The following is a 16,108-nucleotide window of genomic DNA, read 5'->3' on the forward strand; positions in this document are numbered from 1 at the left end:
GCTCCTTTCTGGCTTCAGACATCGCTGCATCTCCGAGCCGTTAACCAGTGGAACGATCAGGGCGTGAGCCACGAGGAAGATCAAGGCATGTCGGCGCGTCCTCGGCGAGATTCTGAAGATCGTCGAAGTCGCCAACGATGCGGCCATGCAGGCGGAGAATGCCGCGAGCGAAGATGCTCGCGACCTCGTCGCGGCGCTCCGCCGTGGACATGCCTTCGGGGTCGTCGTGATCGAGGCGCAGCGACATCGCGGACTCCTTGCGGGAGCTGTGAACGCGCGACCATCCGTGGTCGGTCGATCGTGCTCGGATTCAGAGGCGGCTGTTAAACGAAGCCGCTACTGGATACCTACGCGGCGGAGGGCCGGAGTTGCTCGAACCGCCGCGAGATGTCACGGCCGCTCGAAGATTGTGCTCGTCTTCCTCAGGGCGAAGTGACGGAAGTACTTGTTCGGCGACTGCTCGACGGAGTCACGTGTCAGCAGATCGACGGAGCGGCCGAACAGCGCCTCGAGGTCTTGCTGGAGTGCGACGATGGCCAATCCGACCGGTGCTCCAGATTCGAACGTCACGAGTATGTCTATGTCGCTCCCGGCTTCGACAACACCGAGTGCATGGCTTCCGAAGAGCTCCAGTCGCGCGACCCAATGCTTCTCACACAGTCGGGCGAGGCGTTCGGGATCGACCGGGGGCATTTCGGGCTGCATGCTGGTACAACCAGTGTTTCCGAGTCTCGCTCGGGGTGCGAGAGCAACCCTGCTGTTAAACTCACGCGAGGTGTCAACCCGAGAGCGCGAGAGTCCGAGAGGGTTGCGCTCGGTGGCCCGAGAGGAACCGTGACGGTTGCGCTCGGACCCCGAGATTCGGCTTCGGAACTGAGAGCGCCGCTGCCGAAGGCGGGTGGCCAGAAACGCCCGCACCTGCGGGAGATTGACGCGATTCGGCCCGATGCGGGCTCAACGCCCGAGCCGTAAACCAAACAACCGCCGCAGTTTCGCGGCGGTTGAGTGAACTCCCTGATCGCAACGAGATCAAAGTTTAGCTGAGGCACGGGAGGCGTGTTTGGGGCGGAATGGTAGTTAACAGGTGGGCGCATGGTCTTGTACCACGGCACTCTGCGACTTGATATCGATGAGTTGCTTCACCCAGAGCACGCCGCCTCCGGTGCCCGCAGTGAGGCGAAGAGACCCAAGCGTGGCTGATCTGACCGGGGTGGGTCAGATCTCGATGCTCGGCAGTGGGTCAGTTTGCGCGCGAATTGACAGTCGGGACACCTGAACAACCAGGCCTGACGGGCGATGGAGGTGGTTGGGTGAATCTCAAGTGATTAGCTGGGATCCCGTCGCAGTCGCCGGGGGGCCGATCGAGCCGGCCCTGCTGCACGGTGCCACTCGCTCTCGCTCATGCCCACGCGAGACTCAGGCTCCGTTTCCAGTTGTAGACCACGAGACGCATTGCGAAGTCGAACTCGTTCCGTCGCTGCCCTCGGTACCGCACTCGGCTGTACCCCATCTGTTTCAGCCATGCGAACGGACCCTATGTAGCCAAAGTGCGTCTGGCGGGACTTCTTCGTGAAGCTCGCTCCCAGATCGCGCGTGCTCGTCCCGTTGTCCCGCGTCGATCTACGCGCCTGCTCGATGATCGTCGCATCGACGAGCGTGCCCTCCTTCACCAGCAATCCACCCTTCTCGAGCTGAGCCAGCGTCGCCTCGAAGATCGTTCGATCGAGTCCCGACTCGCGAAGTCGACGACGGAATACCACGAAGGTCGTCTCGTCCGGCGTCGCGTCCGTCAGACTCAAGCCGATGAATCGCCGGAACGAGAGGCGGTCCTTCAGGCACTCTTCGAGCTGCGCGTCACCAAGGTTGAACCACTTCGCAAGACGCATGCAGCGGAGCATCGTCTCCGGCTGCCACGCCGGTCGACCGCCCTTGTTCTCGCCGCCTCGCTTCGCGCGGTACTCCGCAAGCTTCGCGATCGGTGCCACGAGATCCTTCCATGCAACGGCCGCATCCAGGCGATCGAGCAGCTTCGCCGTCCTCGGCCCGCCGAGGTCCGCCGTCATCCCGTCGACCAGTCCCATGTCCGCATTGATTCGTTGCGCCATTGTGATCCTCGCCGGCCGGCATCATCGCCGATCCGACGAACACCTCGCGGCCGACCCGTTCGCGGTCTTCTTGGAACCGGCGAATTCATCCTGGTTGTTCAGAGATCCCATTCGAGGTGATCGTGGAGGGCGTTGTGTTCTTGCCATCGCCGGGGGGTACTCCGACTCGGAGACGCCGTAGGCCTGTACAAGTGCAGCGCGACCCGGAATCGCACGAACCGAAACCCAACCGAAGCGGTATGCTCTTCCCACCCGATACACCCATCAGATGTCCCCAGCCCTTGTCAAAATCGTCGCCATGCTCCTGCTCGTTGTACAAGGGGCGATCGCGTCGGCTCCGGGAAGGGTCCTTTGCATTCCGGTCGTAAACTGCGGCACACACGAATCGGAAACTGCCGAAGTGTGCTCGCATTGTGACACCCGGGGTATGGCCGACGCGGGGAGCAGGGTTGGTGCCCCGAGCCACCATGAGGGACCGTACGGAACCGCGTTTCACCCCGACGATGAGTGCGGCTGCCACCTCCATATCCCGGTACCAGGCGACGAGCAGGTTCCCAGCAATCCGATGAGTGGTGGGCAAGACCCTCGGTCGTGCATCGCACCGCTGCTTGAGGCCGTCGTCATTGGTTGGAACTTCGATCCGCCGGTTGCCGAACGGCCTCGTCTCCAGCCCCCTGATTTCAGCGCCTCCGACCAGATCGTGGGTCTGAAGACGACCCATCTACTTATCTAGCGCCGATGTTCCCGCCCGCCGCCGCTCGGACAATTGTCTGGAGCGGCGGGCGATGTCGTTCTCCTGCTGTGGGCCTTTCGGCATGCACGCAGGTCTTGGCGTTGTTCCCACCACAATTGGGTTTGATCTGGCTCAGTGGTGTTCGCCGTGGCTCCGCGTTGCGGACGGCCATGATGGGCTGAGCTTCCACCTGTTCGGAAACTTACTGATGGTCAAGTCACACGAAGACCGGTCCGAAGGCGGACTGCGGCGGCGGTTCACGGGGATTTCTCTGGCTGCACTTGTCGCGCTCACCGGGGGAGGCTGCCAGTCGTACGAGCAACGGCCGCTCGACATGACTGGACACCAAGCCGCGTTCCTCGCACGGACGCCGGAAAGTCCGGAAGTCAGGACATTCGCGGAAAGCCTCGCGGCGAGGTCATCAGCGCCCGCGGGCGGGATGGTGGTGTTCGATCCCGGCGACGGCATTACCTGCGAGGAAGCCGAGGTCATCGCGCTTGTGTTCAACACCGACCTCCGAGTCGCTCGCTTGCGGGCGGGGGTCACCCAGGCGACCGCGGAGAACGCGGGGCTTTGGCAAGACCCAACGGTCGGCGTCGACCTGAACCGCATCATCCAGAGCACGCCCGAGCCTTGGAAAGTCTTCACGAGTGTCGGCCTCACGATCCCGATCTCGGGCCGACTGGAAATCGAGAAGCAGCGGGCGGGTGTGGAACACGCCGCAGAGCTCGCACGGGTTGCCCAGCGCGAATGGATGGTGCGGACGTCGGTTCGGCGGGCATGGAGCGAATGGTCGGCGCTGAACGCGCAGCTCGCGGTCACGCGCGACTTCCTGTCCCAAGTGGACCAGATCCTCTCTGTCGTCGACAAGATGGAGCAGGCGGGGGAGATGGCCAGGACCGAGGCGCGGCTCTTCCGCATCGAGAAGGCAACGAAGGCCGCAGACCTCGCCGTACTTGAGTCCCGAGTTCGTGAAGCAGATCTTCGGCTTCGCCAACTCATGGGGATGTCACCCGACGCTCCGCTTCGGTTGCACGCCGACGGGGTCGGGCCGACCCGGTCGAGAGTGCACTCCGGAATGGACACCGCCGAGCTCGAGCGCCGGAACCCGGCGATGCTGGTCGCCGCCGCCGAATACGAGGCCGCCGAGAAGACCCTTGAACTTGAGGTTCGCAAGCAGTATCCCGACTTGCTCATCGGACCTGGCTATGGGAACGAGGACGGCCAAGACCAGGTGCGACTAGGCTTATCTCTTGCCGTCCCGATCCTGAACGCCAACCGTCGCGGCATCGCTGAGGCGCGGGCGCAGCGCGAAGTCACCCGGGCCGCTGCCGAGGCCACACTGGAGCAGACCATCACCGCCGTTCGCGCGGCCGAGGTGCGGCTCATGGCTGCGACGCAACGCCGCTCGACTCTGGAATCGGAGATCGTGCCGCTGGTCGACGCGCAATACGCCGATGCCCGCCAAGTGGCCCGACTGGGCGAAGTGAACACACTGGTGCTCTTGGAGAGCCTGACGCGGCAACAAGAAGCCAAAGTCGGGCTCGTTGAAGCGGTACGCGATGAGGCGCTCGCCGGAGTTGATCTGGACGAGCTTCTCGGCCCCGAAGCGTTGACGTCTCCGAGTGGGCCTGCCGCGATTCCCGATACTCCGAGAATTGCTGCTCCTTCGAGCGGCAAGCCAGCTTCGGAAGGCACCCCCACGAAATCCACCGGCGCGGGCGCGCGCTGATCGCCTCCGCACAAGGAACACACTATGAACACCACACAAAGCAGACTCTCGAAGATGCTGCTCGCCGGTGGGCTGGCCCTGTCCATGCCGCTCGCGATTGCCCTCACCGGCTGCGAGAAGAAGGAAACGGCGCACGGCACGGACGACGGATACGACCACGTCAGCGAAGCGGCCGGAGCCGGAGGGGGCGCGGCCAAGGAGGGCGAGTCCGCACCTTCCAATCGCGTCGATATCCCGGCCTCGGTCCGGCAGAACCTCGGCATCACGTTCGCCAAGGTCGAGTCTCGGAACGTGGCGCAGACGCTCCGCGTCCCGGGACGGTTCGAGCTCTTGCCCACGGCCCGGCGCGAGTATCGCACGCCGCTGTCGGGCCGAGTCGACATCCTGGTGAGCCAGTACCAGAAGGTCGAACCCGGAACGCCGCTCTACCGAGTCGATGCCGCCGCGTGGCGTGACCTGCCTGAACAGATTGCCGCAACATCGGCAAGAGTCGAGTCAATGGCTCCGCTCTTGGCAGCGCAGGCTGATCACGAGAGAAGTCTTGCAGAAAGGGTTGCTCTCTGGCAGGAGCGGTTGGATCAACTGGACACCCTCCGAAACGCGGGAGGCGGAAGTGCGACCCAGTTCACGGAAGCTCGGGCGACGCTCAATTCAAGCCAGAGTGAACTGTCCGTTGCCCGCGGCAGGAGCGCGGAGCTCGCCGCCCAGAAGAAGCAGGCGGAGGCCGAGCTTCGGTCGCTGACCTCGCGGCATGAACTCCTCGTTCGGGGTGCCAATTGCGGCAATCGTCACGAAGGCATCGATGCAGGAAGCGGATACACGGTGTGCGCTGTTGCTGAGGGAGTCGTTGAATCGGTCGGGATCACGCCGGGTGGCCTGGCTGAAGAGAACGGCCACATCGTGACACTGGTGCAGCCGGACCAAATCAGGTTCCGCGCCCGCGGCTTGCAGTCCGACCTCGGACGATTGCGTGACGGCCTGCCGGCCAGGATCGCGGCTCCGCAGGGCGGAAGTCTGCCGCTGCAAGACGCGATGAACGGGGAGCTCCGGATCGGACTCTCCGCCGACCCGGATGAACGCACGGTGGACCTTGTTGTGATTCCCGAGGCGCTCGCACCCTGGGCACGCGCGGGCGTGTCGGCGCACCTCGAAGTCACGCTCGCAGGGGGAACCGAGGAACTGGCGATCCCCCAGTCCGCCGTCGTGCGCGACGGCGCGCGGGCGATCATCTTCCGCCGCGATCCCGCCAACCCCGACAAGGTCATCCGCATAGAGGCGGATCTCGGCCTCTCCGACGGGCGATGGGTGGTGATCGCCAGTGGCGTGAAGGAAGGTGACGAGATCGTCCTCGGCGGCAACTTCCAGCTGATGCTGGCGACGAGCGGTTCCGCAGAGAAGGCGGGTCACTTCCACTCCGACGGAACATTCCACGAAGGGAGCCACTAAGCCATGCTCGCGAAGCTCATCGCCTTCTCTCTGCGCCAGTCCTCCCTCGTGGTCGTCTTCGCAGGGCTGCTGCTCGTCTTTGCCGGGCTCAAGATCAAGAACATGCCGGTGGATGTCTTTCCCGAGCTCAACGCACCCACGGTCGTCGTGATGACCGAGGCGGGGGGATTGGCCGCCGACGAGGTGGAACTCAACGTCACCTTCCCGATCGAGACGGCGGTCAACGGTCTGCCGGGTACGCGGCGGGTCCGGAGCGCTTCGGCCACCAGCCTCTCCATCGTGTGGGTCGAGTTTGACTGGGGCACCGATATCTACCGCGCGCGGCAACTGGTCTCCGAGCGATTGTCCGCAGTGCGTGAGTCGCTCCCGCCCGGCGCGCACGCAGAGATCACGCCCGTCACCAGTATTACCGGCGAGATCATGCTCATGGCCCTGTCCAGCCCCGATGGCTCGGTCAGCCCGCTCGACATGCGATCATTCGCCGAGTTCGATCTGCGGAACAAGCTGCTCGCGGTCCCGGGCGTCGCTCAGGTCGTCGCCATCGGCGGTGAACTTCCGCAGTACCAGATCAACGTCAATCAGGACCAACTCGCCCTGTACGGCCTGACCATCTCCGACGTGGTCGCGGCGGCCAAGGGCGCGCACTCCACGGCCAGCGCCGGGTATGTCCCCAACTGGGAGAATCAGGAACTGCCCATCCGCCAGACCGCCCGTGTCACCAGCGCCGAGGACATCAAGAACACGCTGGTGCGCTATCACAACGGCGCGGCGGTGACGATCGGGCAGGTGGCCGACGTGCGGCTCGGCCCCTCGCCCAAGCGGGGAACCGCGTCCGACCGGGCGCTGCCGGGCGTGGTCATCAGCGTTCAGAAGAGCCCGGGAACCAACACCCTCAACCTCACCGAGCAGATCGACCGGGTGCTCGATCAGGCCGAGGCGGCCATGCCCAAGGGCATGGTCCTGAACCGGGACCCCTTCCGGGCCGCGCGGTTCATCGAGCGGTCGATCAACGGCGTGGTCAAGGTCTTGATCGAGGCGAGCATCATCGTGGCGGTCATCCTGATCCTGTTCCTGCTCAACGTACGGGCCACGATCGTGACGCTGACCGCTCTGCCGCTCTCGCTCGCCGTGGCGATCCTGCTGCTGTGGGCGTGGGGCCTCTCGATCAACGTCATGACGCTGGGCGGACTGGCCGTGGCGATCGGCGAACTGGTGGACGACGCCATCATCGACGTGGAGAACGTCCTGCGGCGGCTCAAGGAGAACGACGGGCTGCCCGAGGACGAGCGCAAAGGCCTCGTTGAGGTGATCTACAACGCGAGCAACGAGATCCGATCGTCGGTGGTGTTCGCGACCATCATCATCTGCATGGTCTTCGTGCCGCTCTTGTTCCTGCAGGGGCTTGAAGGCCGGTTCTTTCAGCCTCTGGGCATCGCGTACATCATCTCGATCATGGCCTCGCTGATCGTGGCCCTGACGGTCACGCCCGCGCTGTGCAAGTGGCTCTTCGCCGGCGCGTTCGGCAAGAAGTCTAAAGACGGGCATGCCGCGGGCGGCCACGGCGAGCATGACGGGTGGCTCGTGCGCAAGCTCAAACGCCGCTACGAACCGGCCCTGCGTGCGAGCGTCCGCAATCGCGGCGTGGTGCTTGGGGGCGCGGGGTTGCTCACCGTCGCCTCGCTGGTGCTCATGTCCACTTTCGGCACATCGTTCCTGCCTGCGTTCAAGGAGGGCACATTTACGGTCTTCCTGCTCGCCCCCCCGGGCACATCGCTGGTCGAAAGCAACCGCCTGGCCGTGGGAGTTGAGGCCCAGTTTGTCCAGATCGAGGGCGTGTCGAGCGTCACGCGGCGCACGGGCCGGGCCGAGCGCGATGAGCACGCAGAGCCCGTGAGCAGCTCCGAGATCGAGGTGACGATGAAGGCGGGTGTGGACCAGGACAAGGTCCGCGCCGCGATTGACCGCATCATCGCCAACATCCCCGGCATCACCACGATGGTGGGCCAGCCCATCGAGCACCGGCTCAGTCACGTCTTGTCGGGCACGCCCGCGGCCATCGCGATCAACGTGTACGGTGAAGACCTCAACGTGCTGCGCTCGCTCGCCAAGGAGATCGAGTCGGCGATCAAGCCCATCCCCGGCACGCGAGATGTCGCCGCCAACCGCGAGATCCTGATCACCTCGCTGCCGATCCGTTACCGCCCGCAGGACCTTGTCGCCGCGGGGCTTTCGCCCGCGGCTGCCGCCGAACAGGTTCAGCAGGCGCTCTATGGCGAGACTGTCGCGGAGGTGAATCAGGGCGTGCGGAGGTACGAAATGGTCGTGCGCCTGGCCGAGAGCGAGCGGGACCGAATCGACCAGATCATGGACCTGCAACTGCGCGGCGCGGGCGGAGCCATCGTCCGCTTGCGCGAAGTGGCCGACATCGGGCCGGAGAAGACCAGCAACCTCATCGCCCGTGAGAACGCTCAGCGCAAGGCCGTCATCTCGACCAACGTCGCCGACGGGTACAACCTCGGACAGCTGGTCGCGCAAGTGCAGGCCAAGGTGGACCCGATCGTGCAGAAGGCGGGGTACACCGTCCACTACGGCGGGCAGTTCGAGGCCCAGCAGTCCGCCAGCCGCACGATCCTCATCATGGGGGCGGGCGTGGCCGTGTTCATGTTCCTGCTGCTTCAGCTGTCTACGGGCAAGGCCCGCGTGGCGCTGCTGGTCATGCTCAACCTGCCGCTGGCGCTCATTGGAGGCATCGTCGCGATCTTTCTGACCGAGAGCCCGTCGATCGTGGGCAACGCCTGGGCACTCTTCGGGCTGTCGTCCTCACGCTACATCGCACCGGTTATCTCCATCGCCAGCATGGTGGGCTTCGTGACGCTCTTTGGCATCGCTGTCCGCAACGGCATCTTGCTCGTCAACCACTACGACCATCTCCAGGAGCGCGAAGGCAAGTCGATCGGGGACTCGATCATCCAGGGATCCTTGGAGCGTTTGGTGCCGATTTTGATGACGGCCCTGGCCGCGATGCTCGGCCTAGTGCCCTTGGCGCTCGCCAAGGGCAAGCCCGGCAGCGAACTGCTCGCCCCGCTGGCGATCGTCGTGCTGGGAGGGTTGGTGTCGTCCACGTTCCTCAACCTGTTCGTTGTCCCCGCTGGCTACGCGCTGGCGTTCAGGGTGAAGCGAGATGCGCTGGATCGTTCGGGGCTGCTCGCCCGCCTGCTGCGTCGTTCCGCCAAGAAGTCCGTTCCCTCAACCTGATCGCAAGGAGACTGTCCTATGAACACGGTTCGCACTATCCAACTCCTTCTCGCCCTTCCCGCCTTCGCGCTTACCCTGTCGATGAGTGCGTGCGAGAAGAAGTCCGAGACGCCCGCCAAGCCCGCCGCCGGAACAACCGGAAAGACAAAGGCCGACGGCCACGACCACAAAGACGGGGACGACCACGATCACACGGACGGCCACGGCCATGGCCCCAAGACCGAACTGGGCAGCCAGTCTGCGGGCGACATGACGATCGTGGCCGCACGCGAGGGCGATGTGACCGCGGGCGGCGAGGCGACGTTCGACATCAGCGTGTCCGGCGTCGTCGGCAAGCCCTCCGCAGTGCGGGTGTGGGTTGGAAGCCAAGACGGCAAGGGCTCGATCAAGGCCAAGGCCGAGGCCGAGAGTGACGGCTGGCACGCGCACGCCGAGGTGCCCGAGCCGCTGCCCGTCGGAAGCAAACTCTGGGTAGAGGTTGAAACTGCCAAGGGCGAGAAGCACATCGTTGGGTTCGATCTCAAGTCGTAGACCGTGCGCTCGTCGCACACCGTCCCGGCGGCGCGGTCGGGCGGAACACTGAAGACACGTCCCGGCGGCACGCGCCCGGCCGCCTTGCTTTGGAGTAGCACCATGAAGAATCCGAATCGCTCGTCCATCGTTCTTGGTCTTGTCGCGGGCACCGCGCTCGCCGCTGCTGTCGCAACGATGATGGGGCAGGGGGCCGCGCAGCGCGCTCCCGCCGACACGCAGTACTTCGTCACCGCCGACGACGGCGAGGCTCACCTGTGGCTCCGCGAAGGCAACACCCTCAAGTTCGTCGCGCATGGGGAGTGCGGCGAGTGCAAGGGCAAGGACCACGACGACCACGACCACAAGGAGGGCGATGGGCACGACCACGGTAAGCCCGCCGCCACAGCGCCCGCGGGTGGAGCCGGAAAGGCCGGCGGTGACCACGGCGATCACGGGCATGGCGAAGGCGGAGCGATTGGCACGGCCACCATCGGCGTGTGGACCGTGTCGGTCTCGGGCGAAGTGAAGGCCGGGAACGAGGCTCACCTGGACATCAAGCTCTCAGGAAGCACGGCCCGCCCCGCAGCCGTCCGCGTGTGGATCGGCTCACAGGATGGCAAGGGCGCGATGAAGCAGAAGGCCGACGGGGGCGGCGCGGAGTTCCACGCACACGCCGATGTGCCCGATCCCATCCCCGCGGGCGCTCAACTCTGGATCGAGATCGACGACGGCAAAGGCGGCAAGTCCGTCGGCGGGTTTGCGATCAAGAAGTAATGGCGGGTAGGGGGCGGCTCCACGCGGCCGATGCGCGACGTCGGGCCGGAGGGGAAGCACGCCGCTCGATTCCGAATCGGCTGGAGTTCATTCCAGACCGGTTGGAATCGGTTGCGTATGAGCTGCAACACACTCCCGGCGCGTGGGAACACGCTTCCGGGGGATTGGAAGACGCTGCGGGCGACCCGAAGTGCATTCCAGACGACCTGGAATGTGTTCACGGCGGCTTGGAATCAGGTCCGGCTGAGTTGAAAGACGGCGGCGCGGACCGCTGGCAAGGATTGGTTCATGGCAACCGTCAAGACCATCCTCGCCATTGACCAACTCGACTGCGCCGCCGAGGAGCAGGTGCTCCAGAAGGTCGTGAGCGGGTTGCCGGGGGTGGCGCGGGTGGAGTGCAACGTGGTAACGAGGCGCATGACCGTGACGCACGACGCGGCGAGCGTGGCGGGCGAGGCGCTCGCGGCGAGGGTGCGCTCGGTGGGGATGACGCCGACGATCATCGCGGCTGCCGGTGCGGTCGGTGAGACGGTCGGCGCGAACGGCTCACAAGCGCACGCGGAGGGCGCGCCCGCTGGGGCCGCCTGCGGAGGTGCCGCGTGCGCGACCGATGCCGCGCGGGCGGGGCCGGTCGATGACAGGCGGCCGTGGTGGATGAAACACGGGTCGTTCATCCTCTCGGGAGTGCTCGCGGCGGGGTGCGAAGCGGCGTACTTCGCGGGCGTCGAAGAGACCTCCTGGCCGATCATCGCGGCATCGGTCGCGTCGATGCTACTGGGGGGCCGCGAGACATTCTTCAAGGGCTGGATCGCGCTCAAGACCTTCACGCTCAACATCAACTTCCTCATGTGCGTGGCGGTGATCGGCGGGGCGGTGATCGGCGCGTGGCCGGAGATCGCGCTGGTGGTCTTCCTCTTCGCCTTCGCCGAGCTGATCGAGAAGAAGGCCCTGGACCGCGCCCGCGATTCGGTGCGCGGCCTGATGGCGATGGCCCCTGACGAGGTGAGCATCAGGCAGCCGGATGGTTCGTGGCGCACCACCGACGCGGGCGCGGTGCCCGTCGGCACGGTCGTCCAGGTGAAGCCTGGTGAGCGGCTGGCGCTCGACGGCGTGGTGGTCGCAGGCGAGTCGAGCGTGAACCAGGCCCCGGTCACGGGCGAGTCCGTGCCGGTGGACAAGAAGATCGGCGACAAGGTCTTTGCGGGCACGATCAACGAGTCGGGCGCGCTGGAGTTCAAAACTTCGGGCGGCAAGGACCAAACCACGCTGGCCAAGATCATCCGGACCGTGCAAGAAGCGCAGGGAAGCCGCGCGCCGACGCAACGATTCGTGGACAACTTCGCCCGGGTCTACACGCCGATCGTCTGCGTCGTCGCCGTGATGGTCGCGGTGGTGCCTTGGCTGGCGTTTAACCAGCCGTTCTACCCGTGGCTCTACAAGGCGCTCGTGCTGCTGGTGATCGCGTGCCCGTGCGCCCTGGTGATCTCGACGCCAGTGACGGTGGTGAGCGGCCTGACTGCGGCGGCCCGGCGGGGGATTCTCATCAAGGGCGGCGTACACCTGGAGAACGGCCGCAAGCTAAAGGTCATCGCGCTCGACAAGACGGGGACCATCACCGAGGGCAAGCCACATGTGATGGACGTGCAACCCATCGGCGGTGCGAGTAAGGACGATGTGCTGCGGATCGCCGCGAGCCTGGATGCGCTCTCGCAGCACCCGGTGGCGATTGCGGTTGTCGCCGCGTGGAGCGGCGAGCGGGCGAGCGTCGAGGGGTTCAAGTCGCTCACTGGCCGCGGCGTCGAGGGGACAATCGCGGGCGAACCGTACTTCGTCGGCAATCACCGCCTCGCCGAGGAGCGAAAGGTCTGCTCGCTGGAGGTCGAGGCCGTCCTAAGACACTTCGAGGTGCAGGGCAAGACGGCGGTCGTCGTTGCGTCGGCGAGCGCGGTGCTGGGAGTGATCGCGGTCGCCGACACGCCTCGCGAGAGCAGTGTGGAGGCGATCAAGTCGCTGCACGACATGGGCATCAAGACGCTCATGCTCTCCGGAGACAACCAGTCCACCGCGTCGGCCATCGCCTCGACGGTCAGCATCGACGAGGCCCGGGGCGGGATGCTCCCTGAGGACAAGCTCGCCGAGATCGAGCGCCTCACAAAGGCGCACGGGGACGCGATCGGCATGGTCGGCGACGGCGTGAACGACGCCCCGGCCCTGGCCAATTCCACCATCGGCTTCGCAATGGGCGCGGCGGGGACCGATACCGCACTCGAAACCGCCGACGTGGCCCTCATGCAGGATGACTTGCGCGGCCTGCCCGAGTTTGTCGCACTCTCGCGCCGCACCTGCGCGATCTTGGCCCAGAACATCACGCTCGCCATCGGCATCAAAGTGGTCTTCTTCGCCCTGACCCTGGCCGGATGCGGGACGATGTGGATGGCGGTCATCGCGGACGTTGGAGCGAGCCTCCTGGTCGTCGGGAACGGGCTGCGGCTGTTGGGGTGGCGGAGGGGTTCGGCGGCCTTGCGGGGATCGAACAGCCGCTGAAATCGTGCGTCTACTGAACCGGCCGCGAGTTTGGCCGATATACTGACGGACACCATGCGTCACCCTCTGCTCCGCATCTTGGTCGCCCTGCTCATCGGCGTGGTCACGCCGCTGTGCTGCTGCCAAGCGATGGCGTTGGCGGGAAGCATCTGCGATGGTCGTCACTCAGCGGCGTCCAATGCGGAGTCCTGCTGCCACGAATGCCCGGGCGACCCGGCTCCCGATCAACGGCAGGACGCACCGAGCAACGATCATCCTAGGCCGCCCGGTGAGTGTCCCTCGTGCCCGTCGTGCCAAGGCACAGCGGCAGGCACGGGCGCGAAGGCCGAAGCAAGCCTTCCGGTACTTGAGGAGCTTTCGAACGAGTTGGCGACGATCGCGCTCGCGGTGCTCTGGAGTCTGCCGCTGTTGGAAGTTCACGACGCGCCGGCACCGTCCGGCTGGGCGGCGGACCCGCCGTTCGTAAGGGCCAACCGCGAAGCGCTGCGGTGGCACTGCGCGCTGCTCATCTAGTACATCCCTGCAACGGACGCACGCCGTCCGAACTGTCCCCGCGCGAGCGTCAAAGTGTTGCACGCGCGCGAGGGTACGTCACAGGCACCCGCCGCTTTGCAGGGAAGACGCATGACTCCATCGCAGACCGATCTGCGGGCGCTCCGTCGAGCTCCGCAGCCCACAGAAGAACAACAAGGCCAATCGGCAGCCACATCGCCCGGGAATACCGCGGTGATTGCTCGCCCCAAGGCGAGATGGGCCACGAGACTTCTGGTTCCGGGTGCCGTGCTGCTCGCGACCGGCGGGCTCCTCGCGTACGCCGCCCGCGATGCGATCCAGCCACGGCTGGAGGTGTATGTCGCTGCGACCATCCCGAAGGAAGGCCCCGTCTCAGTCCCGCCAGTTGACAGCGTGAAGGCAACACCAGAGCTAGCGGAGACGCCTGCCAACGCACCGTTAGGGCCGGTCGCAGTGCAGGCGCCCGGGTGGATCGAGCCCGCGCCCTATGCCGTCAGCGTGCCTGCGCTCGCGGAGGGCGTGGTTAAGGAGGTTCTGGTTCTGGAGGGCGAGCGCGTTGAGGCTGGGCAGGTGATCGCTCGGCTGATCGACGACGATGCCCGACTCTTGCTCCGCGCCGCCGAGGCGACCGTCGCGGAGCGCGACACAGATGTTGCACGCGCTCGCGCGGCGCTCGCGACCGTTGAGTCGCAGGTCGAAGTGGAGAGAACTGCCGCCGCTGAACTGCGCGACGAGGTGACTCGCAAGCGTGAGCTGGTCCCCGTCGGCGGATTGAGCGAGGGTACGTTCCGCCGGATGGAGATCCGCTTGGGCGGGTTGGAGGCCAAGGTCGCCACAGCGGAGAACATGGTGATCGAAACCCAGGCCGCCCTTGCGCAAGCGAAGGCGGCACACGCCGCGGTCCGTGTGCTGCGCGACGAGGCCGCGCTGCGGCTGGCGCGGATGGAGGTTCTTTCGCCCGTCGCCGGCGTGGTGCTCGCCAGGTTGGTCGAGCCGGGTTCGCGGATCAGTATGAGCGGCAAGGGCGGGGACGCGGGGCCAAGCGGGGCCACGATGGGAGCGGTACTGCGCGTCTACGACCCGGCGAAGTTGCAGGTGCGTGTGGACGTACCGCTGGCGGACGCTGCCAAGGTGAACGTCGGCACGCGGGCCACGGTCAGCACCGAAGCATTGGCGGACCAGACATTTAACGGCGTCGTGTCGCGAATCGTGCACGAGGCCAACATCCAGCGGAACACCGTGCAATTTAAGGTTGCGATTGACGAGCCCTCACCCATTCTCAAGCCGGAAATGCTCACCCGCGTCAAACTCCACGCGCCCGCCACCGCCGCGCAGCGATCCGGCACGAGCACAGGGGGCGGTTCAGGCTCTGTTCACGGCGACCGCGGCAACATGACGCTGCTGGTGCCGACCGCTGCAGTTACCTCAACGGGTGAAGGAAATGGCCAAGTCTGGGTGGTGGACATCAGCGGCGGCAGCTCCGTCGCCAGACGGCGAGACATCTCCACCGCACCCTCGGCCGATGAGGAGTTCGTCGTCGTGACCAGCGGGCTCCGCCTCACTGACCGCGTCATCCTCGACCCGCCACCGTCGCCCGCCATTCAAGACGGGACGCGCCTCAAGGTGCTTGGTGAAAGAACTGCCACGGCAGCGGTGCCCATTCCGACCACCCCGTGACGCACCACTCCCGACCACACCGGCAACTGGCTCGCCGCCCGAAAGAACCGACCATGACCACCAACCAGACGAACCATCGAACAAACTCCTCTCGCCCGCCACTCATCCAATGCCGCCGGCTCACCAAGACGTACAAGAAGGGCGACAATACCATCACGCCCTTGCAGGAGCTCGACCTCGACGTTCCCGCGGGCGACTTTCTCGCCCTGATGGGACCCTCGGGCAGCGGCAAGACCACGCTCCTCAACCTCATCGCCGGGATCGACCGTCCCAGCGGGGGCAACCTCATCATTGGCGGCACGGACATCTCCACGCTGTCACGGTCGAAGCTCGCCGATTGGCGGAGCGTGAACGTGGGCTACGTCTTTCAGCTCTACAACCTCGTGCCCGTGCTCACGGCCTATGAGAACGTCGAGCTGCCGCTCCTGCTGCACAGAATGTCTGCCAAAGACCGCCACGAGAAGGTGCAGACCGCGCTGCAACTCGTCGGCATCGCCGATCGGCACGACCACTATCCGCGCCAGCTCTCGGGCGGCCAGGAGCAGCGAGTCGCCATCGCCCGCGCGATCGTGACCGACCCCACCATCATCGTCGGCGACGAGCCCACCGGCGACCTCGATCAGGAGTCGGCGCAGGCGATCATGGACCTCATGGTCCGACTCTGCGAGGACCTGGGCAAGACCCTCATCATCGTGACCCACGACGCGAAGAGTGCGGCGTACGCAAAGAGGACGCTGCACCTCGAAAAGGGCCGCCTCATCGAATCCGCCGAACTCGCCGCCCGCCGTGCACCCCTTGTCCCGCAGGAGACCTGAG

12 protein-coding genes are annotated in these 16,108 nt (G+C 65.7%); 9 read left to right on the top strand and 3 right to left on the bottom strand.

Going from position 1 to position 16,108, the window contains the following annotated elements:
* Positions 1-40: 40 nt before the first annotated feature.
* The 3 genes from KF724_12325 to KF724_12335 form a co-directional block, all read right to left on the bottom strand.
* The gene (locus tag KF724_12325; protein MBX3356473.1) at positions 41-247 is read right to left on the bottom strand and encodes a hypothetical protein; all 207 of its coding nucleotides are present in this window, start codon (positions 245-247) and stop codon (positions 41-43) included.
* A 143-nt stretch (positions 248-390) separates the two neighbouring features.
* Positions 391-693 carry a nucleotidyltransferase domain-containing protein gene (locus KF724_12330; GenBank protein MBX3356474.1) on the bottom strand — a complete coding sequence of 101 codons (303 nt, stop codon included), beginning with the start codon at positions 691-693 and terminating at the stop codon, positions 391-393.
* 632 nt (positions 694-1,325) lie between these two features.
* The gene (locus KF724_12335; protein ID MBX3356475.1) at positions 1,326-2,105 is read right to left on the bottom strand and encodes a transposase; all 780 of its coding nucleotides are present in this window, start codon (positions 2,103-2,105) and stop codon (positions 1,326-1,328) included.
* Positions 2,106-3,172: 1,067 nt separating this feature from the next.
* Between KF724_12335 and KF724_12340 the strand changes: the two genes are divergently transcribed.
* The 9 genes from KF724_12340 to KF724_12380 all read left to right on the top strand — a co-directional run bounded on the left by KF724_12340 (position 3,173) and on the right by KF724_12380 (position 16,107).
* Positions 3,173-4,570 carry a TolC family protein gene (locus KF724_12340; protein MBX3356476.1) on the top strand — a complete coding sequence of 466 codons (1,398 nt, stop codon included), beginning with the start codon at positions 3,173-3,175 and terminating at the stop codon, positions 4,568-4,570.
* A gap of 24 nt (positions 4,571-4,594) precedes the next feature.
* Positions 4,595-6,016 carry a hypothetical protein gene (locus KF724_12345; protein ID MBX3356477.1) on the top strand — a complete coding sequence of 474 codons (1,422 nt, stop codon included), beginning with the start codon at positions 4,595-4,597 and terminating at the stop codon, positions 6,014-6,016.
* A gap of 3 nt (positions 6,017-6,019) precedes the next feature.
* Positions 6,020-9,271 carry an efflux RND transporter permease subunit gene (locus KF724_12350; protein ID MBX3356478.1) on the top strand — a complete coding sequence of 1,084 codons (3,252 nt, stop codon included), beginning with the start codon at positions 6,020-6,022 and terminating at the stop codon, positions 9,269-9,271.
* Between the two features lie 18 nt (positions 9,272-9,289).
* Positions 9,290-9,802, top strand: coding sequence for a hypothetical protein (locus KF724_12355; protein ID MBX3356479.1), 513 nt, complete (start codon positions 9,290-9,292; stop codon positions 9,800-9,802).
* 102 nt (positions 9,803-9,904) lie between these two features.
* Entirely contained in the window at positions 9,905-10,558 is a 654-nt protein-coding gene (locus KF724_12360; protein MBX3356480.1) for a hypothetical protein, read from the top strand.
* Positions 10,559-10,846: 288 nt separating this feature from the next.
* Positions 10,847-13,102 (top strand): heavy metal translocating P-type ATPase, encoded by a 2,256-nt coding sequence (locus tag KF724_12365; protein ID MBX3356481.1) that lies wholly within the window; start codon positions 10,847-10,849, stop codon positions 13,100-13,102.
* A gap of 54 nt (positions 13,103-13,156) precedes the next feature.
* Entirely contained in the window at positions 13,157-13,615 is a 459-nt protein-coding gene (locus KF724_12370) for a hypothetical protein (protein ID MBX3356482.1), read from the top strand.
* A 267-nt stretch (positions 13,616-13,882) separates the two neighbouring features.
* Complete coding sequence (locus tag KF724_12375) at positions 13,883-15,292, top strand: HlyD family efflux transporter periplasmic adaptor subunit (protein ID MBX3356483.1); 1,410 nt, start codon at positions 13,883-13,885, stop codon at positions 15,290-15,292.
* Between the two features lie 53 nt (positions 15,293-15,345).
* On the top strand, positions 15,346-16,107 hold the full coding sequence (locus KF724_12380) for an ABC transporter ATP-binding protein (GenBank protein ID MBX3356484.1): 762 nt from the start codon (positions 15,346-15,348) through the stop codon (positions 16,105-16,107).
* The last annotated feature ends 1 nt before the right edge of the window (position 16,108 follow it).

The sequence above is a fragment of the Phycisphaeraceae bacterium genome, assembly GCA_019636735.1.
GTDB lineage: Bacteria > Planctomycetota > Phycisphaerae > Phycisphaerales > SM1A02 > VGXK01.